Source organism: Haloglomus litoreum (genome assembly GCF_029338515.1).
Classification (GTDB): domain Archaea; phylum Halobacteriota; class Halobacteria; order Halobacteriales; family Haloarculaceae; genus Haloglomus; species Haloglomus litoreum.
Genome location: NZ_CP119988.1, coordinates 940,606 through 958,368, shown reverse-complemented (window position 1 = coordinate 958,368; position 17,763 = coordinate 940,606). Strand labels below are relative to the sequence as shown.

The window sequence follows — 17,763 nt, the reverse complement described above, 5'->3', positions numbered from 1 at the left end:
GCGTTCGTTGCGTCCCCGCGGGCCGAGTGCGACGGGCCGGGTCGGGACGGAGCGCGGCCGTTTTGTCGCTCGACCCGCTACACCTGTCCATGACACTCACGGCCGGCGTCCTCGCGGTCCAGGGGGACGTCTCCGAACACGCCGACGCCATCCGGCGGGCGGCGGCCACCCACGGCGAGGAGGCGGTCGTCCACGAGATCCGGCACGCCGGCACCGTCCCCGACTGCGACGTGCTCCTCATGCCCGGCGGGGAGTCGACGACCATCTCGAAGACCATCGCCGAGGAGGGTATCGACGACGAGATCGTCGGTCACGTCGACGCCGGCAAGCCCGTCCTGGCCACCTGCGCGGGCCTCATCGTCGTCAGCCGTGACGCGGGCGACGAGCGCGTCGCGACGCTGGACCTCGTCGACGTGACCGTCGAGCGCAACGCCTTCGGCCGCCAGCGCGACTCCTTCCAGGCGCCGCTGGACGTCGCCGGCCTCGATTCACCGTTCCCGGCGGTCTTCATCCGCGCGCCCGTCATCGACGCCGTGGGCGACGAGGTCGATGTGCTCGCGACGTGGAACGGCCGCCCGGTCGCGGTGCGTGACGGCCCCGTCGTCGGCACCGCCTTCCACCCGGAGCTGACCGAGGACTCGCGGGTCCACGACCTCGCGTTCTTCGAGGGGACGCCCGCCGAACGAGACACGGCGGCGGCCGACGACTGACCGGCGCCGGGCGCGACGGCCACGGAGCCACCGCCCTGCTGGGGTCTGCCCGCCCGCGCCGCCCGCCAGCGACCACGACGAGATAGCCTTTTCCGCGGCGGCCGCGTCGATACTGTATGACCACGGACCTCTCCGGCGACGACGCCGACGCCGACGCGACCGAGGGGCTCCCCGCACGCATCGACTCGGTGCGGGTGGCTGGCACCCCGAACGGCCCGGTTCCGGTCGTCCTCATCGCGGTCGAGGAGGAAGGCGTCGACAGCGCGGGTGGCCCGGACGGGGAACTGGTGGGCGAGGTCCTCCCCATCTTCATCGGGTTCGAGGAGGCCCGCAGCATCGTCCGCGGGATGGAGGCCGAGGACATCGGCCGGCCGATGACCCACGACCTGACCCTGGACATCGTCGAGGAGCTCGGCGGCCGGGTCGACCGCGTGGCCGTCTCGCGCCTGGAGGAGGGCACCTTCTTCGCGACCCTGTGGCTCAACACGCCCCGCGACGACGTGACCGTCGACGCCCGACCGAGCGACTCGCTGGCGCTGGCCGCCCGGACGAACGCGCCGCTGCTGGTCACGCGCCCGGTCTGGGAGGACGCCGCCGAGGACGCCGACCGCTTCGCCGAACTCGACGACGTCCGCGAGGTGTTCGAGGATGACGAGTGAGGGGGCCGGGGGCCCGCTCGCGTCCGACGGCGGTGAGTCCGGAGGGCGAACCTCGTCGGAGCGAAGCTCCGACGGCGGCGAGGCCGACACCGACGAGATCCTTGACGAGCTGTTCGCCGTCATCGAGTCCCGCAAGGCCGAACTCCCGGAGGGCTCGTACACGGCGTCGCTGTTCACCCACGAGAAGGGCGAGAACGCGGTGCTGGAGAAGCTGGGCGAGGAGACCACGGAGTTGCTGCTCGCCGCGAAGGACGACGACCACGAGGAACTGGCCCACGAGGCCGCCGACCTGGTCTATCATCTGCTCGTGCTGCTGGCGATGAAGGACATGGACGTGGCGGACCTGCGGGCTGAGCTGGCCGAGCGGCGGTAGACGACTAGCGGGGGACCACGCCGCCGGCCAGCCCCCCGAGGATGCTCTCGATACCGACGAGGAGCCCGTACAGCGCCAGGAGGACGACCGAGAGCCCGAATCCGGGCGCGGTCGACGCCGGTGGAGCCCAGGTGAGCCACGCTGCGAGTGCCAGCCACGTCAGGAGCGTACAGCCCACGCCCACGGCCGTACCGTGGAGTCCACCGGCCAGCATCCCGTTGCCGGCGTCGTACCCGGCCACGACGCCGGGGGGAACGCCAGCGACGAGGACCGCCGCGGGTTCGGTCGCGAGCGCAACCAGTACCGTCGCCGGATACGCGACCAGCCCGATCCCGACTGCTCGCCAGTGGACCATCGTCGCGTCCCTACACGACCGGGGTGGATACCGCTTCGGACGACCGGGCCGTCACTCCCCGACCGGCTCGAACTGGTACCGGACGACCGTACTCGAGTCGTCCCACTCGAAGTTGCCGCCGTGGACGCGCTCCATCCGCTTCTTGTACGCCTCCAGCGAGTCCGACCCCTCGCGGCGGGCGTCCTCGTCGGTCATGTCGCCGAGCGTGCGGTCCTCGACGCTCGTCACCTCGAACGTCGTGTCGTCGATGACGAAGCGGTCGCCCTCGTCGGCGTAGTGCTGGCTGGCGCCGCGGTGGATCTGCGTCACCTCGCCCGAGAGCGCGAGCTGCTGGACGTGGTCGTTCGGCAGGAGGTCGCCCGCGTCGATGTCGGCCTCGGTGGACTCGCTCATGGCTGGTGGTTGGGGCTGCTTCGTCAAAAACCCGGAGCCCGCGGCAGGCCGGGGGTGACCAGGCCGGCCGGCTCAGTCCGCGACGGCCGCGCCGACGGCCCCGCCGATGGCCGAGTCGATGGCGAGGATGAGCGCGACCACCACGCCAACGACGAGTGCCCCGGCGCCGCCGAGGAAGCCGAGACCGCCGCCGCCCACCAGCCCGAGGATGGTCCCGAGTGCCAGCGCGGCGAACACCGCGAGCAGGATGCCCCCGAGCGCGCCGGCGACGAGCCCGTTCCACGCGCCGTTGACGAGGTCACCGCCCGCGATGTAGCCCGTCAGGAACCCACCGATGAGCCCGACGGCGACGTGCCCCACGCCCGGTGCGAGGAAGGCGAAAACGCCCAGTACGACGTGTGCGAGGAAGCCGAGTCCGACGGCTCTCCAGTCGACCATACCGGCGGTGGGACGGTCACCGGCAAATCCCTTCTGGAACGCCCAGTTCGTTCCTCTCTCCCGCCGGGACCGTGCGAGACGCTCCCGACCGCCCGACAGGTACTCGTGTCGGACCGGCCTACGCCAGCGTAGTGACCCGCATCGCCCACGACTACCACACGCACTCGACGTACTCGGACGGGAGCTTCCTCTGGTCGATGGTCGGGGCCGCCGCCGACGCCGGCCTGGAGGGCATCGGCATCACCGACCACTGCAACGTCTCCGACAGCGACGACCACCGCCGGCGCAAGAAGGTGATGGGGTTCAACCTCGACAGCACGTACGAGCGCCGGCGCGAGGGTATCGAGGAGATCCGCGACCAGTTCGACATCGACGTCTACGACGCCGTCGAACTGGACTACGAACCGGACGACGAGGCCGCCATCCGGGCGTTCCTGGACGAGGCGGCGTTCGACTACGCGGTCGGGAGCGTCCACTACCTCGACGGCGTCAACGTCCACTTCGGCTCCTACTACGCCGACATGCCACGCGAGGAGCGCCGGGCGCTGGTGGACCGCTACTTCGAGAAACTCGTCGCCCTCGTCGAGTCGGAGCTGTTCGAGATCGCCGCGCACCCGGACCTGTTCGAACGGACCGCGGAGTTCCGCGGCCTCGCGAGCGACGACCACTACCACGAGGTGGCCGAGGCGTTCCGGTCCTCGCGGACGGTCCCCGAACTCAACGCCGGCCGCGCGCTGGACGACTACGGCGAGTTCCACCCCGCCCCCCGCTTCGTCGAGGTCCTGCTCGAGCACGACGTCGCGTTCACCGTCGGTACGGACTCCCACGAGCCGGAGGCCATCGGCCCGCGCGTCGAGGCCATCGCCGAGCAGTTCGAGCGGTACGGCATCGAACCCGTGCAGGTCGTCTGACCTCGGGACGGCCGTGGTGCGTGCCAGCAGGCGACCGGAAACACCTTTACTCTCACCCGTGCACCCGGTCGTATGAATCTCCATTCCGCGGCCTCGACGGCCCTGCTGCAGATGGGCCCGAACATCGACGGCGGGTTCACCACCCCCGGGGTCGGTGACGTCGTCAGCAGCGCCATCGGCGCGTTCATCACCACGCTCGTCGTCGGCGCCATCCTCGTCGCCGTCGCGCCCGGCTACGTCGAGCGGATGATGGACACCCTCGTCGACGAACCCGTCGGCTCGTTCGTCTACGGGCTGGTCTGCCTCCTCGGCCTCGTCCTCGTGGTGTTCGTCCTGTTCATCACCATCATCGGCATCCTGGTCGCGATTCCGCTGGCGATCATCGCGGGCATCGCCTGGGCGGTCGGCGCGGCCATCGCGTACCTCGTCATCGCCGAGCGCCTCGTGGGCCGGGAGGGTGACGAGTGGGCGAAACCGCTCCTCGTCGCCGCCGCGCTCAACGGCGCCCTCACGCTCACCGGCATCGGCGGCCTCGTCGCGTTCGGCATCGGGGCGGCCGGCTTCGGTGCGGTGCTGAGAGACCGGCTGGGGTAGGCGGCTCAGGTCGGGCGGACCTCGGCCGCGATCGGCACGGACTCGACCGTGCGCTCCTGCATCGCCGCGACGAACGCCCGCATGAACGGGTGGACCGTGTTGGCCATCGTCATCACGGGCTGACCCTCCGCGAGCACGGCGTCGAGGACCGCCTCCGGCGCGTCCGTCGCCGCGTCGTGGACGGTGACGTCGACCGCCGCCCGACGGGCGAACGACCGGCCGTTCTCGCCCGCGACGTGGGCGCGGTCGACGAGCCCGTGGTCGGCCAGCCGGTTCAGGTAGCGCACGAACGACTCCGTCCGCCCCCGGCGGTCGCCCCGCAGGAACACGAACGGACAGATCAGCTCACCCTCGGCCTCGTCGGCCCCGGCCAGCTGCCGGCGGAACAGCTCCGTACTCTCGGGGTCGTTGACCTTCGCGGCGTTGAACACGAGTTGCCCGCCCTCCAGCCGCCGCCAGGCGGGTTGCATCCGCGACAGCCGGTCGAGCAGCCGGCCGGTGTCGGCCGGCGGTTCGTCCACCGCCGCGAGCACCTTGTCGACCGCGAACACGACCTCGGCCCCGGGGCGGTCGCGGTGCTCAGCCGGAACCTCGACCCTGGTGACGGTGGCGTCCCTGGCGGCGACCTCGGCGGCGAAGTAGTCGTAGATGGCGTCGTTGCGCTCCCCGCAGACGACGTGGGTCCCCGGCGGGATCGAGCGGGCGAACGACCGCGCGATGTCCTGGCGCGTCCGCCCCAGCGTCTCCGTGTGGTCCGTCCGGATGTTCGGGACGGCCACGACCTGCGGGCGGAGGAACGTCTCGTTGAACACCCGCATCGTGTACTCCGTGATGGCGTGGTTCTCGAAGATGGCGACCCCCACATGCTCCGGGCCGACCGCCGCCAGGTGCTCGGCCGCGCGCGTCAGCAGGGCACGGTTCTCGTAGAGCGTGACCTGCGCGCCGCGGCGCTCGATGGGTCGCTCCTCGCCGTTGGTGAGCGTCACCGGCCGGTCGCCGGTCACCTTCGCGAACGTGTCCCGCCCGCGCTCGTGGAGGACGTCGTGGAGCAGGCGGACCAGCGTCGACTTCCCCCGGATGCCCGAGACCGCGATGCGCGTGTCGACCGACTGGACGGTCTCGCGGTACTCCCGCCCACGTCCTCGGCGCTCGCTCATGTCAGGACCCCCCCTCCCCGAGCGTGGACGCGGCGAGTACGGCCTCGTCGTCGGGCTGTTCGACGCGGTAGTGCAGCGCGACGGCCAGGGCGACGGCGGCCACGAGGAGCCCCCCGGCCACCTCCGCCACGCCGAGCGCCTGTGGAATTCCCTCGGGACCGGGTGGGACGACCGCCCGGACGAGCACCACGAGCGGGAGGAACACGGCGACCGCAACGGCGACCTGCTGGCGGCGCTCCGTCGGCGGCGTGAGATGCACGTAGTAGCCGCCGAGGCCGGCTACGACACCCGCGAACAGCGACGAGATACCGGCCGAGACGCCGAGCAGCGCCGCCACGGGAATCGCGACGACGACGCCCAGTGCCGCGCTCGTACTCAGCAGTGCCCGGCCGTAGAGGATGACGCCGCGGTGGATGGCGGTGACCAGCACGGTCACGACGGCGAGCGTCACGAGGGTCAGGGCCAGCAACCGCCAGGTCGAGACGGTGTAGACGGCGACCAGTCCGAGGGCCACGGTCCCCACCCGGACCCCGAAGGCCTGCCGGACGGCCTCCGAGAGGCCGAGCGCGAGCGCGTACAGACCGATGACGACCGGGCGGGCGACGAACGCCGGGTCGACGAACCCCTCGACGACCGCGCCCCGGAGCACCGCGATGTCGGAGGTCCGGGCGAACAGGACCAGCGGGGTGTACTCCGCGAGGAACCGGGTCGACGGCCCGACCAGTGCGGCGCCGAGCGCGAGGAGGCCGAGGTAGATTGCGGCCAGCCCGCCCACGTCCCGGAGTCGGTGTTCCGGGCGCAACTGGTGGAGGTTGAACGCCGCGATGCCCGAGAGCAGGCTCCCGACGAACACCGACCGGTAGAGCGCCAGTTCGACCGGCCCGGGGAGGAGGAACGCGCCGACGTAGACCGCCGACGGCACCAGCGACCCGGCGAGGATCGCGACGATGAACTCGTCGCGGCCGTAGGCGAGCGTGTATCGCTTGACGACCGCCAGCGCCCCGTAGGCGACGGCCGTACTCCCGATGAAGATGGGGAGCGTGGTGAAGTTCTTCAGCGTGTACACCGCCAGCACCCCGACCACGATCGTCCCCCCGAACCGGAGTCCGTACCGCCGCGTGCCGACAGCCACGGCGACGAATCCGAGTGCAGCCACCAGCGTCGCGACGAGCATACGCTCCCCGACGGTAGGCGGTTCCTAAAACCTCCGGGGTCGGCCGACACGCGACAGCCGCCCGTGCCACGCCCGGCGACCGGCGAGGGTAACACCAATACGGCCTCGCCCGGACGGGGGCGCATGGACAGACGGCTCTCGCGCCGCGCGCTCCTGCGCGGAGCGGCGGTCGGGGCGACTGCCGGACTCGCAGGCTGTGGTTACTTCGAGGGGGTCGGCGGACCGGAACGGCGGCGGACGGCCACCTACCAGGGTCGGGTCACGGACCTCGAGGGAGCCCCCGTGGCCGACGCCACGGTGGCTGCGCTCGTCGGCGGGTCGGAGCCGCTCGCGACCACCACGACGGACGCGTCCGGTACGTTCGAGCTGTCGGCCGGGGGCGCCCCCGTCTGGGTGCGGGTCCGCCACCCGGACTACGTCACGGAGACGCGGGCGGTCGGCCCGAACCGGACCCACCGGCTCCCGCTCACGCCCGACGAGGGGACCGTCTCGATGGCGTTCGGCGGCGACGTCATGTTCGGCCGACGGTTCTACGCCGCCAGCGACGACCCGCTCGAACCGCAGGCGCGGCTCCGCCCGAACGCCCGACTGGCGGACCATCGGGCCGTCCTCCGGCACGTCGCGCCGCTGTTCGACGCCGTCGACCTCGGATCGGTCAACCTCGAGACGCCGCTGACCGAGTCCACCTGGCGGCATCCGAGCAAGGAGTTCGCGTTCACCTCCCACCCGGTCGCGGCCGAGGCGCTCGCCGACGCGGGGGTCGACTACACCTCGCTGGGCAACAACCACACCTTCGACGCCCTCCGCCCGGGGCTGCGTGACACGCTCGAAGCCGTCTCGGACGCGGGCCTCGCACACTCGGGCGCCGGGCTCTCGGCGGACGACGCCTGGGCTACCGCCACCCTCGAGCGCGGCGACACGACCGTCGCCGTCGTCTCCTGCACCACGGTCACGGGCGAGCGGTACGACATCGACTGGTCGGCCGACGCGACCGGCAGGGGACCCTACACCGTCACGCAGGGTGGGCGGTCGCTGACGTTCGGCGACGGCATCGGCGCCGCGGGGGCCAGCGAGGAGCGCATCACACGCGCGGTCGAGAGCGCCCGCGAGGCGGCCGACCTGGTCGTCGTGCAGGTCCACGGCGACACGGAGTACGTTCGCACCCCGACCGACCGGATGGTCCGGATGGTCGACGCCGCCACCCGGGCCGGGGCCGACCTCGTGGTCAACCACCACCCCCACGTGACGGGCGGGCTGGAGCGACGGAACGGGGCGCTCGTCGCCTGGACGCTCGGGAACCTCGTGTTCGACCAGGAGCTCTGGGAGACGCTCCGCTCGTACGCGCTGGTGGTCCACGCCACCGACGACGGCGTCCTGCGCGCGTACACGCAGCCGCTCGTCCTCGACGGCTACGTGCCGACCCCAGCGACCGGGTCGCTGGCCCGCGGCCTGACCCGGGAGACCGCCGGACTCTCGACCGACGCCGCGGCGCTCGCGAGCGACGGCCGACGGCTGGAGGTCGGCACGCCGGACCTGACCGGCGGGGGCAGCCGACGCACCCAGCGCGTCGAGGCCGACGGTGCCATCTACACGCGAACCGGCGGCTGGGTCACCGACGTGAGCGACCGGAGCGGCACGGTCCTCCTCGGCCGCGACCGGGTGTTCGCCGGGACCTTCGACAACGAGACCGTCGACGGCGACGGCGTCGGCGGCGCACTGTGGCGGTTCAGCCGCGACCAGGTCGGCTGGCGGGTCGGGTACGGGAGCTCCGGTGGCGTCCGGCTGACCGCCTACCCCGAGGACACCCGTCGGAGCGTGCTCTCGCCGGCCGCCCGCATCCCGGTCGATGACCGCCCACTCGCGCTGACCGGCCGGTACCGGTACGGCGGTGACGGCGGGCTCTCGCTCCTCGTCAGCTGGTACAACGCCGCCGAGGGCATCTCGGTCCAGCGCCGCACCGTCGACCTGCCGGCGACCGACGACGAGTGGCGACTGGTGACCGAATCGCTCGACCCCCCGGCGAATGCGACGTACGTCAACCTCTTCGTCTACCTCGACCCCTCCGACGACGGGGCGCGCCGTGCCGTGGTCGACGACCTCCGGCTCGTCGAGTGGGCGCCGCCGGAGACGACCGGCGGCCGCGAGTTCGACCACCTGCTCGTGGACGGGGCGGCCACGCTCGAACTGAACGGCGTGGGGTCGTCGCCGAGCGAGTGGGTGCGACTGTCGGAGCAGTGAGCCGAGTGGGGACGACAGCGGGCTGAACGGGTTGCGTGCCGGGGACGACCGAGCGCGACGGGTCCTCTGTTACAAGACCTGTTTCTGACAGCTGCCACAGAGCGTCTGCTCCTTGATGTCGACCTCGCGGACGGTGGGCGAGAAGTTCATCACGCAGCGCTTGTTGTCGCAGTGCTCCAGGCCGAGCGTGTGTCCGATCTCGTGGATGACCTCCTTGCGGACGCGGTCGGCGAAGATCTCGGAGGCGGGCTTGTTGGAGAAGCCCCCGTCGGTGGAGGTCTGGAGCCGGTAGGTGGAGATGACCGAGCCGTTGCCCGAGAGGTACGCCAGGCCGAAGACGTAGTTCCGGCGGCGGTAGTACAGGTCGTGCCCGGTGATGGCGATGTTCTTGGTCCCGTTGCCGATGCGGGAGGCGAGCTCGATGAACTCCTCGGCCCGGTACTGCTGGCGACCGGGGTCGTACGCGCCGTCGGGCACCTCCTGCCCGTCGTGGAGGGTCACCTCGCAGTCGTACACGGAGCGGAGTCCGGAGGAGGCCTCCCGCTTGACGACTGCAGGGACATCGCCCACCGGCACGATGTCGACGTGCATGGATACCGGTTAGGCAGGGCCCAGTATAAACATCCCGCCCCCGTTCGCGTCGAGAGAACGGCCGACCGGACCGTCGCGGTCGACGCGGTGTCGCCACAGGGGGCCAGCAGTCTCGCCGCTGCCGGAGGCGGGTCGCAACGCTGAAGTTGGCACCCCCGCCTATCCTCGCCCGTGACACGGGGACTCGTCGCCCGGCTCGCGGCACACGACCGGCTCGTCGAGGTCGGCATCGGACGCCGGCCCGAGGTGGCCGCTGCGCTGACCGCGCGCGGGAGCGAGGTGACCGCGACCGACATCCACGAGCGGCCGGTTCCGGATGGTGTGCGGTTCGTCCGGGACGACGTGACCGACCCCGACCCGAGCGTCTACCGGAACGCCGACGCCGTCTACGCGCTCCGGTGCCCGCCGGAGCTCCAGCGACCCGCCGCGGCGGCCGCGAGCCGCGCCGACGCCGACTTCCTGTTCACGACGCTCGGGGGCGACCCCGCCGTCGTGCCGGCGGCCCGGACCACCGTCGAGGCGGGGACCCTGTTCGAGGCGACCACGGAACCGGGTGCGCGGCGGCCGCACCGCCAGCCCCGCCGTGGAGGTGGGTCGCCATGAGCATCGACGCCGACACGGTCGTCTTCGACGTGGACGGGGTCCTCATCGACGTGGCCGACTCCTACCGGCGCGCGGTGGTCGAGTCGGTCGAGCGCGTCCACGGCGGGACGCTCGACCGCGAGGACCTCCAGCTGTTCAAGGACGCCGGCGGCTTCAACAACGACTGGACGCTCACCTACGCCGTCGCGCTGTACGTCCTCTCGTACCGCGAGGGGCTGGGTCGCTCCGTCGAGACGTTCACCGACGCGGTGGCGGCCTCCGGCGGCGGGCTGGAGGCGGCCGAGGCGGTCGCCGCCGACCTGCTCGACCCGGACGCCCGCGAGCGGGTGTACGCCGAGTGGGACCGGGACCGGCTCCGGGCCGTCTTCCAGCAGCTCTACCTCGGGGACGAGCGCTACCGCGACCTGGAGGGCGGCGAGCCGCCCCTCGCGAGCGAGCAGCGCGGCTTCATCGAGGATGAGCCGGTGCTGCTCGACCCGGGGACGCTCGACGCGCTCGACGGACACGAGCTGGGCGTCGTGACCGGGCGCCCCCGGGCCGAGGCCGCCATCGCGCTGGAGCGGGCGGGCCTGGACCTGCCCGACGACCGGGTCTACGCGATGGAGGACGGGCCCGGCAAGCCCGAGCCGGACGCGCTCGTCGCGGTGGCCGAGGACGCCGACGCGGCGTCGGTCGTCTTCGTCGGCGACACGCTCGACGACATCGAGACCGCCACCAACGCCGCCGAGACCGACCCCGACCGCGAGTACCACGGCGTCGGCGTCCTGACCGGCGGGCTCACGGGGGCGTCCGGACGCCGGAAGTACGAACAGCGCGGCGCGAGCGCCGTCCTCGATGACGTCAACGACCTGCCGGAGCTGCTCGGGCTCGCGGAGTAGGTCGGCCGCGCCGGCGCGACCGGGCGAGCCGCGGTCACTGTTGAACCCCCGGTGACCACCGGCAGCGGGGCTATCCGTTCCGGAGGCTGTCATCCAGCCATGACACGACTCGCCCGCGCGCTGCTCGCGGCCGTGCTGCTGACGACCGTCCTCGGCGCGCCGGTCCTCTACCTCCTGCCGGCTGACCCGACGGTCCGGGCCCCGTTCGTCCCCGTCGTCGTGGTCGTCGCCGGGGTCGTCTCCTACGTCTACGTCTACCGTGGTGGCCCCGACGAGCGCCGCGTGGTGACCGGCCCCGGCCCGACCAGCGGGGAATCTTAAACCGCCGAACTATCCGGCGATACCCTTCACAGGTTCCGTACCCTCCTTGCGGGCATGCACGCGAAAGCAGAGGCCGCACTCGTCTCGTTCACGACGGTCGTCCTGCTGGGTGGCTCGCTCTGGGCCCTCCTGCCGACCGAACCCGTCGCCGTCGCGCCGTACGTCCCGCTCGTGCTGGCGGTCGCTGCGGTCGCGGGGTTCCTCGTCGCGTACGGTGACCGACTGTTCGACCCTCCGCAGGTGACCGGGACCGGCCCCGCCGAGCCGTAGGGACCGCCCATCGCCGTGGCCTGGGCCCGAGGGGGCGAGGACCCCGAATCCGGGGGTGTCGACGGACATCAAGCCCCCGACAGTCCCCGACGGCGCCGACGGCGAGGCAAGGGGTTCCGAGAGCGCAATCCCTACCCTATGGGCGCCCGTCCGCCGTGGCATGGACATCGCGCTGCTCGGCGGCACCGGCGACATCGGCGAGGGACTCGCGCTCCGACTGGCATACGACACGAACCACGCGGTCAGGATCGGCTCCCGGGAGGCCTCGAAGGCCGAGGCGAAGGCCGAGGAGTACCTGAACGAACTGGACAGCCGCGGCACCGAGGCCGCGGTATCGGGCCACGCCAACTCCGAGGCCACCGCGGGCGCGGACGTGGTGGTGCTGGCGGTGCCGGCCTACCACCTCTCGGATACCATCGAGGCGGTCGCCGACGAGTTGACGGGCGTGCTGGTCACGCCGGCCGTCGGGATGAAGCGCGACGACGACGGCCTCAGCTACAACCCGCCCGGCGTCGGGAGCGTGACGGCGCTCGCGCGCGATGCCGCGCCCGACGACGTGCCCGTGGTCGGCGCCTTCCACAACCTCCCGGCGGGTCGCCTCGCAGACCTCGACGCCACCTTCGAGTGGGATACGGTCGTCGTCGGCGACGACGCCGACGCGAAGGACCTCGTGATGGACGTCGCCGAAGGTATCGCGGGGCTGCGGGCGCTGGACGGCGGCGGCATCGGGAACGCGGGCGAGGTGGAGGCGGTGACGCCGCTGCTGGTCAACCTGGCGAGCGAGAACGACGGCCTGCACGGGCTCGGCGTCCGGTTCCAGTAGAGCGTTCAGTCCTCGCGGCGGTCCCGTTCCGGTTCGGCGTCCGGTTCCTGGCGCACCTCGAACCCATCCGGCGAGCGGCCGGCCCGCTCCACGATGTCGTCGTCGACGACGATGGGGCAGTCCACCCGGAGCGCGACGGCGATGGCGTCGGAGGGGCGGGCGTCGAAGGTGGCTTCCCGGCGCTCGCCATCCGTGTACTGCTCGGCGTCGATCTTCGCGAGGAAGGTGCCGTCGACGAGGTCGTCGATGCGGACGCGGTCGATGGCGCCGCCGAACTCCGCCACCATGTCGACGAACAGGTCGTGCGTGAGCGGTCGCTTGAACGGCTCGCCCCGGAGTGCGTGGCCGATGGACTGTGCCTGGTCCGGGCTGATGAAGATCGGGACGACGCGACCGCCGACGGCGAGCAACACCACCGGCGTATCGGGTCCGTCGTCGTCGACGCCGACGCCGAGCCCCCTGATCGTGGCCTCCTGTGCCATCCGTACCCACACTTGTACCAGGGTCGTGAAAGCTTTTGCCACACCGTGTGTATGCCCGAACGTGAGCTACGTGGTCGCGGTGAAGCGCTCGGCCCGGCAGGCCAGCGCGACGGCGGGCGAGTGGGTCCGCGACCGGGGGGTCCACCGCGACTTCGACTCGAAGCGGGCCGCCCGCGAGTGGGCCAGCGACCTCGGCGAGGAGCGGACGGTCTGGGTCCAGGACGCCCACCCGCAGGACGACTCCGTCGACGGCTACCTCGTCGCGCGTCGGGTGGCGTTCTGGGTCTCCCGCGACGAGGAGCCGCCCGGCGAACAGGTCACGCTCGCCGACGGCGGGTGAGTGGCCGACCGTTCACGCGGAGAGATTCGACGGCCGCGACCCCCTGGTGTCGGGGACTCGCACTCCGTTCAGACGATTCAAGCCGGGCAGTTTCGGGCCGATGCGGCGCCAACGGTACCGAACGGTCTGAACGGGTTCACCCCCTCAAGTGGGTCCGGCCCCCAGGAGTGGGTGGAGGCAACACCTGATGACGTTCCGACAGGTCACCGCGGCCCTGCTGGCGCTGCTCGTGCTGGGCGCCGGCGCGGCCGCCGCGACTCCGGGTGCGGCGCCCGACGGCGTATCGGCGAACGACCAGGGCGGCGACGTGGGCCCGAGCGTGGACGTGGACGTCGGGCCGCCGGGCGGCCTGCCGGACGTGGTCCCGGACTTCGTGGGTGACATCCACGAGGCGGTCGGCGGCTTCCTGGACGGCTCCATCGAGTCGCTCGGGGAGGCCGTCTCCGGCGTGACACCCGGCGCCGACGACGGGGCGAGTCCCGCCGAGAGCGGCGATAACAGCGGGAGCGGTGACGACGCGTAACACCTGACGCTCCGGCTCGCGGCTCAGTCCTCCCCCGCTTCCTCCGCCCCGGGAGCGCCAGCACCGTCGGCCTCGTCCCCCGCCCCGCGCTCCTCGACAGGACTCGGGCCCTCGTCGTCGGGAGCGGAGCGGTCAGGAGCCGAGTCGTCCGGAGCCGAGTCGTCCCGTCCGACCCCGGCGACGCGCCCGACGCGTCGACCCACTCCGAGGAGCCGGTCCAGCCCGAGGGCCTCCCCGACGGCCTCGGCGGTCTGCTCGGGCGCGTCGACCAGAACGTGGCCGAGGGGCTCGTAGCGGGGATTGAACCGGTCGATGTGGAGCTCCCAGCGATCCGGGTACTCGACCACGTGGACGCTGTCGCGGCGGCGGCCGTCCCGGTAGCTGGCGACGGCGTCCTCGCGGGCGGCGGCGAGCCGGGTCCGGGTGAACTCGTCGGGCACCTCGTCGACGACGCGCTTCGAGACCGTCAGGCGGCGCAGCGTCGACCCGCGGAGCCAGTCGGCGTACTCGTCGAGCGAGTCGTTGACCGGCACCGCCGGCGGGTCGCGCCGGCCGAGCCTCGGGAGCGGGAGCGGGAACGGTGGCCGCAGCATACCTCGGGGTACAGCCCGACGGCCTATGCCCCGTTCGGTCGCGACCGCTCCCCGACTCAGCCCCGCCCGCCAGCCAGCCGTCCGGCGGCGGGGTGGGCCTTCAGCCGGGCCATCGCCAGATAGCCCACGAGTGGCCCGAGCGCGAGCGGCGCGAACGCCCACTTCCACCCGACGGCATCGGCGACGAGCGGCGTCAGCTGGATGGACACGATGGTCAGCAGGAAGCCGATGGCCGTCTGCAGCGTGAGCGCGGTGCCGACGTACGCCTCGTCCGCGAGTTCGGTGACGGCCGCCGAGAACTGCGCGGAGTCAGCGACCACGACACCGCCCCAGACGAGCAGGAAGGGGACGAGGACGACGAGCGGGAGCTCGAAGACGACCGCCGCGAGCAGCGAGGCCGTCCCGGAGACCGCGAGACTGGCGCGGGTCACGAGCGTCCGGCCGACGCGGTCCGCGCCGAGGCCGGCGGCGACGGCCCCGACGGCGCCGATGGCGACCGTGGCGAACGTCAGCAGCGAGGCCAGGCCATCCGCGCCGTCGACGGCCCGCGTCGCGAGCAGGAACGCCGGGAGCCAGGTCCACACGGCGTACAGCTCCCACATGTGACCGAAGTAGCCCAGATTCGTCAGCAAGGTGGGGCGGTCCCGGAGGATGCGCCGCACCGCGCTGGGGTCGAGCGGCGCCACGGGTGCCTGGTACGGGCCGGGATGGACGAGGAGGACGAGGCCGGCGGCGAGGACCGCGAGACCGGCCGCGCCGAACAGGACGAGCCGCGGGCGGCCGACGCCCCCCACGACGCGCAGGAGGTGCGGCAGCGCCGACCCCACGGTCAGGGCGCCGACGACGGTTCCGATGGCGAGCCCGCGGGCCTCGCGGAACCAGCCCGCGACGACCTTCATCCCGGGGGGATAGACGCCCGCGAGGGCGGCGCCCGTGAGGAACCGGAGCCCGACGGCCGGCCACAGCGAGTCGACGAACGCACCCAGCAACGCGGTGGCGACGGCGCCCGCCACCGCGCTCGCGGCGAACAGGCGCCGGGGCGCGACGGTGTCCGAGAGGGTGAGGGTGGCGGAGGCGAGCGCCCCCGCGACGAAGCCCAGTTGGACGGCGCTCGTCAGGAAGCCGGCCTCCGTCCCGGTGAGCCCCCAGGTCGCGGTGAGTTCGGGGGCGACGGCACTGGCGCTGAACCAGAGGCTCATCGCGAGCAGTTCGGCCGTGGCGACCAGCACGAGCGCGCGCCAGCGGCCTGGAGGGGCCGCCACGGTTCCAGCCTCGCCCGCCGAGTCGCCCGTGGCGCCCGTCGCCCCGGCCGCGGCGCCCTCGGTCATACGTCCCGGGACGGGAGACCCCCGGAAGAAGCCCTGGCGGTTCGGCGTCTCCGGCGCACGGGATCCCCCTCGCCCCAACCTTTCAAGTCCTCGCCACCGCACCCCGGGGTATGGTTGCCACCGCCGACGACCTGGAGCTGGTTCGCATCGAGACCGAGGGCCACCGTGCCGACGTGATCATCGACCGGCCCGACAAGCGCAACGCGATGAACCCGCAGGTCATCGCCGAGTTGACGGCCGCGTTCGAGCGCGTCTCCGGGGCCGACGGCGTGCGCGCCGTGACGCTGCTCGGAGAGGGCCCCGTCTTCTGTGCCGGGATGGACCTGACCATGATGCGCGAACGGGTCGAGGCGGACAGCGACCTCGACCGGGAGGCCTTCCCCGACCTCCTCGACGCGGTGGCGACCTGCGAGCAGCCGGTCGTCGCGGGCATCAAGCGCGCCGGGCCCGCGGGTGCGTTCGAGCTGACGCTCCCCTGTGACCTGCGCGTCCTCGGCGAGAACGCGAAGTACGGCGTCATCGAGGTGCAGCTCGGGACCTTCCCGCACGGCGGCGCGACCCAGCGTCTGCCCCGGCTCGTCGGGCTCTCGAAGGCGAAGGAGATCGTCCTCACCGGCGAGTTCATCGACCCCGAGGAGGCCCACGACATCGGGCTGGTCCACGAGGTCTGCCCGGACGAGGCGGTCGACGAGCGGGCCCGAGGGCTCGCCGACGACCTCTGCGAGAACGCGCCGCTGGGGCTGCGGAACGCGAAGCGGGCGCTCGCGGCCGCCATGGAGACGCCGCTGGACGAGGGACTCGAACTGGAGCGCGCGCTCGGGCGGGAACTGGACGACACGGCGGACTACCGCGAGGGTTTCGACGCGCGACTGGAGGGGCGCGAACCCGAGTTCCAGGGGGAGTAACCACCGGTCCAGCGGGGCCGTCACCACCACCGGTGACGGCCGGCCTCACCGGGGGCACAGGAGCCATGATGCCGGCAGCCCGACCCCCGGGCGGATGCCGGGCGACGACGGGAGCGAGGAGCGGTCGTGGTACGAGGTGAGCCACCGTGAGGTGTTCGACGGGCGGACGCTGTCGGACCTGTTCGTGAACCTCGTGCCGGTGTGCATCATCGCGGCGTTCGTGGGCCTGTTCAGCGCCCTGCCACTGTACGGGTCGGGAAGCGAGCCGCTGCTGGCCTTCCACGCCGCCATCGTCCTCGGGGTGGCGCTGGTGAGCTACGTCGCCGCGCGCGCCATCGCCGGCGACGAACGCCGGCTCGAGCTGCAGGGTGGTGTCCCCGACCGCGGCGGTGTCGAGAGCGACGACGCGGCGAGCGATGACGAGTGACGCGCCGCCGTCGACGACCGGAGACGGACGGTTTTTGCCGCTTCGGCCCGCACGGACGGGTATGGACACCGGCGAGTTCGAGGTGAGCCGGAGGACGGCCGCGCTCTACATCCTCCCGTTCCTGGCCCTGGGGGTCGCGGACGTGCTGCTCCTGCTGTTCTGGGGGCTCGACCCGCTGTGGGGGTTCATGATCCTCCCGCCCATCCTCGCCATCAGCATCCTCGGCTGGCTCGCCATCCGCGGCGGGTTCGCGCGCGACCGGGTCGAGGACGAGCCCGCCTCGGGGACGCGGCCGGCCGACGAGCGCGACCCCGGCTACTGACCGGCCGACGGGAGCCCGCGCCGGGCCTCAGAACGCGCGCCGCGCTCAGTTCGTCGCGCCGACATCGCCGAACCCCTCCAGCCGGTACGGCCGCGAGTCGGTACAGTCCTCCAGGTCGCCACAGATGTCGCCGACCGCCCAGTTCCACCGCCGGTCGAACGCGTCGTACGGGGCCTCGTGGATGCGGTCGATGAACGCCTGGACGTCGAGGCCGGCGTCGTCGTAGTCCGCCGCGAGGGTGTCGGCCTTCGCCGCGATCTCGCCGGCCACCTCGTCCGGGCAGTCGAACTCGGTCTCGAGGCGGTGCGCCAGCGTCTCGATGCGGTCGTCGGTCATGGGCGGGCGTTCCCGACGC

The 17,763-nt window shown here is 72.5% G+C and carries 26 protein-coding genes; 16 read left to right on the top strand and 10 right to left on the bottom strand.

Features of this window, described 5'->3' with window-relative positions; translation table 11 throughout:
• Positions 1–89 precede the first annotated feature (89 nt).
• The 3 genes from pdxT (at position 90) to hisE (ending at position 1,742) form a co-directional block, all read left to right on the top strand.
• Positions 90–710, top strand: a complete 621-nt coding sequence (pdxT, locus tag P2T62_RS04770) for a pyridoxal 5'-phosphate synthase glutaminase subunit PdxT (RefSeq protein WP_276260344.1) — start codon at positions 90–92, stop codon at positions 708–710.
• 116 nt (positions 711–826) lie between these two features.
• Complete coding sequence (locus P2T62_RS04765; protein ID WP_276260343.1) at positions 827–1,369, top strand: bifunctional nuclease family protein; 543 nt, start codon at positions 827–829, stop codon at positions 1,367–1,369.
• Between the two features lie 97 nt (positions 1,370–1,466).
• Positions 1,467–1,742, top strand: coding sequence for a phosphoribosyl-ATP diphosphatase (gene hisE, locus P2T62_RS04760; RefSeq protein ID WP_276261573.1), 276 nt, complete (start codon positions 1,467–1,469; stop codon positions 1,740–1,742).
• A 4-nt stretch (positions 1,743–1,746) separates the two neighbouring features.
• Here hisE and P2T62_RS04755 read toward each other — a convergent pair whose 3' ends face one another.
• From P2T62_RS04755 to P2T62_RS04745, 3 genes are all read right to left on the bottom strand, one after another.
• Positions 1,747–2,097 carry a hypothetical protein gene (locus P2T62_RS04755; RefSeq protein ID WP_276260342.1) on the bottom strand — a complete coding sequence of 117 codons (351 nt, stop codon included), beginning with the start codon at positions 2,095–2,097 and terminating at the stop codon, positions 1,747–1,749.
• Positions 2,098–2,148: 51 nt separating this feature from the next.
• Positions 2,149–2,490, bottom strand: a complete 342-nt coding sequence (locus P2T62_RS04750; RefSeq protein ID WP_276260341.1) for an ASCH domain-containing protein — start codon at positions 2,488–2,490, stop codon at positions 2,149–2,151.
• A gap of 72 nt (positions 2,491–2,562) precedes the next feature.
• On the bottom strand, positions 2,563–2,928 hold the full coding sequence (locus tag P2T62_RS04745; RefSeq protein ID WP_276260340.1) for a DUF5518 domain-containing protein: 366 nt from the start codon (positions 2,926–2,928) through the stop codon (positions 2,563–2,565).
• Between the two features lie 131 nt (positions 2,929–3,059).
• Here P2T62_RS04745 and P2T62_RS04740 point away from each other — a divergent pair, with 131 nt between their 5' ends.
• Entirely contained in the window at positions 3,060–3,839 is a 780-nt protein-coding gene (locus tag P2T62_RS04740; protein ID WP_276260339.1) for a PHP domain-containing protein, read from the top strand.
• A 72-nt stretch (positions 3,840–3,911) separates the two neighbouring features.
• The gene (locus P2T62_RS04735; RefSeq protein WP_276260338.1) at positions 3,912–4,433 is read left to right on the top strand and encodes a DUF8173 domain-containing protein; all 522 of its coding nucleotides are present in this window, start codon (positions 3,912–3,914) and stop codon (positions 4,431–4,433) included.
• A gap of 5 nt (positions 4,434–4,438) precedes the next feature.
• Here P2T62_RS04735 and P2T62_RS04730 read toward each other — a convergent pair whose 3' ends face one another.
• Both P2T62_RS04730 and P2T62_RS04725 read right to left on the bottom strand, forming a co-directional pair.
• The gene (locus P2T62_RS04730; protein ID WP_276260337.1) at positions 4,439–5,590 is read right to left on the bottom strand and encodes a Mur ligase; all 1,152 of its coding nucleotides are present in this window, start codon (positions 5,588–5,590) and stop codon (positions 4,439–4,441) included.
• A gap of 1 nt (position 5,591) precedes the next feature.
• The gene (locus P2T62_RS04725; RefSeq protein WP_276260336.1) at positions 5,592–6,764 is read right to left on the bottom strand and encodes a poly-gamma-glutamate biosynthesis protein PgsC/CapC; all 1,173 of its coding nucleotides are present in this window, start codon (positions 6,762–6,764) and stop codon (positions 5,592–5,594) included.
• Between the two features lie 123 nt (positions 6,765–6,887).
• Here P2T62_RS04725 and P2T62_RS04720 point away from each other — a divergent pair, with 123 nt between their 5' ends.
• Positions 6,888–9,002 (top strand): CapA family protein, encoded by a 2,115-nt coding sequence (locus P2T62_RS04720; protein ID WP_276260335.1) that lies wholly within the window; start codon positions 6,888–6,890, stop codon positions 9,000–9,002.
• Positions 9,003–9,071: 69 nt separating this feature from the next.
• On the opposite strand, the gene P2T62_RS04715 is transcribed toward P2T62_RS04720, so the two are convergent.
• Complete coding sequence (locus P2T62_RS04715) at positions 9,072–9,593, bottom strand: archaemetzincin family Zn-dependent metalloprotease (RefSeq protein ID WP_144262216.1); 522 nt, start codon at positions 9,591–9,593, stop codon at positions 9,072–9,074.
• A gap of 171 nt (positions 9,594–9,764) precedes the next feature.
• On the opposite strand from P2T62_RS04715, the gene P2T62_RS04710 reads away from it, so the two are divergent.
• From P2T62_RS04710 to npdG, 5 genes are all read left to right on the top strand, one after another.
• Positions 9,765–10,196: a UPF0146 family protein gene (locus tag P2T62_RS04710; protein WP_276260334.1), complete on the top strand. Its 432-nt coding sequence runs from the start codon at positions 9,765–9,767 to the stop codon at positions 10,194–10,196.
• Between the two features lie 2 nt (positions 10,197–10,198).
• Entirely contained in the window at positions 10,199–11,074 is an 876-nt protein-coding gene (locus P2T62_RS04705) for a TIGR01548 family HAD-type hydrolase (RefSeq protein ID WP_276261572.1), read from the top strand.
• A 99-nt stretch (positions 11,075–11,173) separates the two neighbouring features.
• A complete protein-coding gene (locus P2T62_RS04700) occupies positions 11,174–11,395 on the top strand; it encodes a hypothetical protein (protein WP_276260333.1) in 222 nt (73 codons plus the stop codon).
• A 54-nt stretch (positions 11,396–11,449) separates the two neighbouring features.
• Positions 11,450–11,665 (top strand): hypothetical protein, encoded by a 216-nt coding sequence (locus P2T62_RS04695; protein WP_276260332.1) that lies wholly within the window; start codon positions 11,450–11,452, stop codon positions 11,663–11,665.
• Between the two features lie 160 nt (positions 11,666–11,825).
• The gene (gene npdG / locus P2T62_RS04690; RefSeq protein ID WP_276260331.1) at positions 11,826–12,488 is read left to right on the top strand and encodes an NADPH-dependent F420 reductase; all 663 of its coding nucleotides are present in this window, start codon (positions 11,826–11,828) and stop codon (positions 12,486–12,488) included.
• 5 nt (positions 12,489–12,493) lie between these two features.
• On the opposite strand, the gene P2T62_RS04685 is transcribed toward npdG, so the two are convergent.
• Positions 12,494–12,970 (bottom strand): bifunctional nuclease family protein, encoded by a 477-nt coding sequence (locus P2T62_RS04685; RefSeq protein WP_276260330.1) that lies wholly within the window; start codon positions 12,968–12,970, stop codon positions 12,494–12,496.
• Positions 12,971–13,031: 61 nt separating this feature from the next.
• Between P2T62_RS04685 and P2T62_RS04680 the strand changes: the two genes are divergently transcribed.
• Together P2T62_RS04680 and P2T62_RS04675 are read left to right on the top strand one after the other, a co-directional pair.
• A complete protein-coding gene (locus P2T62_RS04680) occupies positions 13,032–13,310 on the top strand; it encodes a DUF8081 domain-containing protein (RefSeq protein ID WP_276260329.1) in 279 nt (92 codons plus the stop codon).
• 187 nt (positions 13,311–13,497) lie between these two features.
• Positions 13,498–13,833: a hypothetical protein gene (locus tag P2T62_RS04675; protein ID WP_276260328.1), complete on the top strand. Its 336-nt coding sequence runs from the start codon at positions 13,498–13,500 to the stop codon at positions 13,831–13,833.
• A gap of 23 nt (positions 13,834–13,856) precedes the next feature.
• Here P2T62_RS04675 and P2T62_RS04670 read toward each other — a convergent pair whose 3' ends face one another.
• Both P2T62_RS04670 and P2T62_RS04665 read right to left on the bottom strand, forming a co-directional pair.
• Positions 13,857–14,426: a hypothetical protein gene (locus P2T62_RS04670; protein ID WP_276260327.1), complete on the bottom strand. Its 570-nt coding sequence runs from the start codon at positions 14,424–14,426 to the stop codon at positions 13,857–13,859.
• A 56-nt stretch (positions 14,427–14,482) separates the two neighbouring features.
• Positions 14,483–15,625, bottom strand: a complete 1,143-nt coding sequence (locus tag P2T62_RS04665) for an MFS transporter (RefSeq protein ID WP_420028435.1) — start codon at positions 15,623–15,625, stop codon at positions 14,483–14,485.
• Between the two features lie 239 nt (positions 15,626–15,864).
• On the opposite strand from P2T62_RS04665, the gene P2T62_RS04660 reads away from it, so the two are divergent.
• The 3 genes from P2T62_RS04660 to P2T62_RS04650 all read left to right on the top strand — a co-directional run bounded on the left by P2T62_RS04660 (position 15,865) and on the right by P2T62_RS04650 (position 17,408).
• Positions 15,865–16,659 (top strand): enoyl-CoA hydratase/isomerase family protein, encoded by a 795-nt coding sequence (locus tag P2T62_RS04660; RefSeq protein WP_276260325.1) that lies wholly within the window; start codon positions 15,865–15,867, stop codon positions 16,657–16,659.
• Positions 16,660–16,753: 94 nt separating this feature from the next.
• Entirely contained in the window at positions 16,754–17,086 is a 333-nt protein-coding gene (locus P2T62_RS04655; protein ID WP_276260324.1) for a DUF6684 family protein, read from the top strand.
• A gap of 61 nt (positions 17,087–17,147) precedes the next feature.
• On the top strand, positions 17,148–17,408 hold the full coding sequence (locus tag P2T62_RS04650) for a DUF8142 family protein (protein ID WP_276260323.1): 261 nt from the start codon (positions 17,148–17,150) through the stop codon (positions 17,406–17,408).
• A 45-nt stretch (positions 17,409–17,453) separates the two neighbouring features.
• Here the strand turns inward: P2T62_RS04650 and P2T62_RS04645 are convergent, their stop codons facing one another.
• Complete coding sequence (locus P2T62_RS04645; RefSeq protein WP_276260322.1) at positions 17,454–17,744, bottom strand: hypothetical protein; 291 nt, start codon at positions 17,742–17,744, stop codon at positions 17,454–17,456.
• Positions 17,745–17,763 lie beyond the last annotated feature (19 nt).

Excerpts from the sequence above, each read along its gene's own strand:
- pdxT (WP_276260344.1), top strand. The coding sequence starts at position 90 with ATGACACTCACGGCCGGCGTCCTCGCGGTCCAGGGGGACGTCTCCGAA.
- P2T62_RS04765 (WP_276260343.1), top strand. The coding sequence starts at position 827 with ATGACCACGGACCTCTCCGGCGACGACGCCGACGCCGACGCGACCGAG.
- P2T62_RS04755 (WP_276260342.1), bottom strand. The coding sequence starts at position 2,097 with ATGGTCCACTGGCGAGCAGTCGGGATCGGGCTGGTCGCGTATCCGGCG.
- P2T62_RS04750 (WP_276260341.1), bottom strand. The coding sequence starts at position 2,490 with ATGAGCGAGTCCACCGAGGCCGACATCGACGCGGGCGACCTCCTGCCG.
- P2T62_RS04745 (WP_276260340.1), bottom strand. The coding sequence starts at position 2,928 with ATGGTCGACTGGAGAGCCGTCGGACTCGGCTTCCTCGCACACGTCGTA.
- P2T62_RS04735 (WP_276260338.1), top strand. The coding sequence starts at position 3,912 with ATGAATCTCCATTCCGCGGCCTCGACGGCCCTGCTGCAGATGGGCCCG.
- P2T62_RS04730 (WP_276260337.1), bottom strand. The coding sequence starts at position 5,590 with ATGAGCGAGCGCCGAGGACGTGGGCGGGAGTACCGCGAGACCGTCCAG.
- P2T62_RS04725 (WP_276260336.1), bottom strand. The coding sequence starts at position 6,764 with ATGCTCGTCGCGACGCTGGTGGCTGCACTCGGATTCGTCGCCGTGGCT.
- P2T62_RS04720 (WP_276260335.1), top strand. The coding sequence starts at position 6,888 with ATGGACAGACGGCTCTCGCGCCGCGCGCTCCTGCGCGGAGCGGCGGTC.
- P2T62_RS04715 (WP_144262216.1), bottom strand. The coding sequence starts at position 9,593 with ATGCACGTCGACATCGTGCCGGTGGGCGATGTCCCTGCAGTCGTCAAG.
- P2T62_RS04700 (WP_276260333.1), top strand. The coding sequence starts at position 11,174 with ATGACACGACTCGCCCGCGCGCTGCTCGCGGCCGTGCTGCTGACGACC.
- P2T62_RS04695 (WP_276260332.1), top strand. The coding sequence starts at position 11,450 with ATGCACGCGAAAGCAGAGGCCGCACTCGTCTCGTTCACGACGGTCGTC.
- npdG (WP_276260331.1), top strand. The coding sequence starts at position 11,826 with ATGGACATCGCGCTGCTCGGCGGCACCGGCGACATCGGCGAGGGACTC.
- P2T62_RS04685 (WP_276260330.1), bottom strand. The coding sequence starts at position 12,970 with ATGGCACAGGAGGCCACGATCAGGGGGCTCGGCGTCGGCGTCGACGAC.
- P2T62_RS04675 (WP_276260328.1), top strand. The coding sequence starts at position 13,498 with ATGACGTTCCGACAGGTCACCGCGGCCCTGCTGGCGCTGCTCGTGCTG.
- P2T62_RS04670 (WP_276260327.1), bottom strand. The coding sequence starts at position 14,426 with ATGCTGCGGCCACCGTTCCCGCTCCCGCTCCCGAGGCTCGGCCGGCGC.
- P2T62_RS04665 (WP_420028435.1), bottom strand. The coding sequence starts at position 15,625 with ATGAGCCTCTGGTTCAGCGCCAGTGCCGTCGCCCCCGAACTCACCGCG.
- P2T62_RS04660 (WP_276260325.1), top strand. The coding sequence starts at position 15,865 with ATGGTTGCCACCGCCGACGACCTGGAGCTGGTTCGCATCGAGACCGAG.
- P2T62_RS04655 (WP_276260324.1), top strand. The coding sequence starts at position 16,754 with ATGCCGGGCGACGACGGGAGCGAGGAGCGGTCGTGGTACGAGGTGAGC.
- P2T62_RS04650 (WP_276260323.1), top strand. The coding sequence starts at position 17,148 with ATGGACACCGGCGAGTTCGAGGTGAGCCGGAGGACGGCCGCGCTCTAC.
- P2T62_RS04645 (WP_276260322.1), bottom strand. The coding sequence starts at position 17,744 with ATGACCGACGACCGCATCGAGACGCTGGCGCACCGCCTCGAGACCGAG.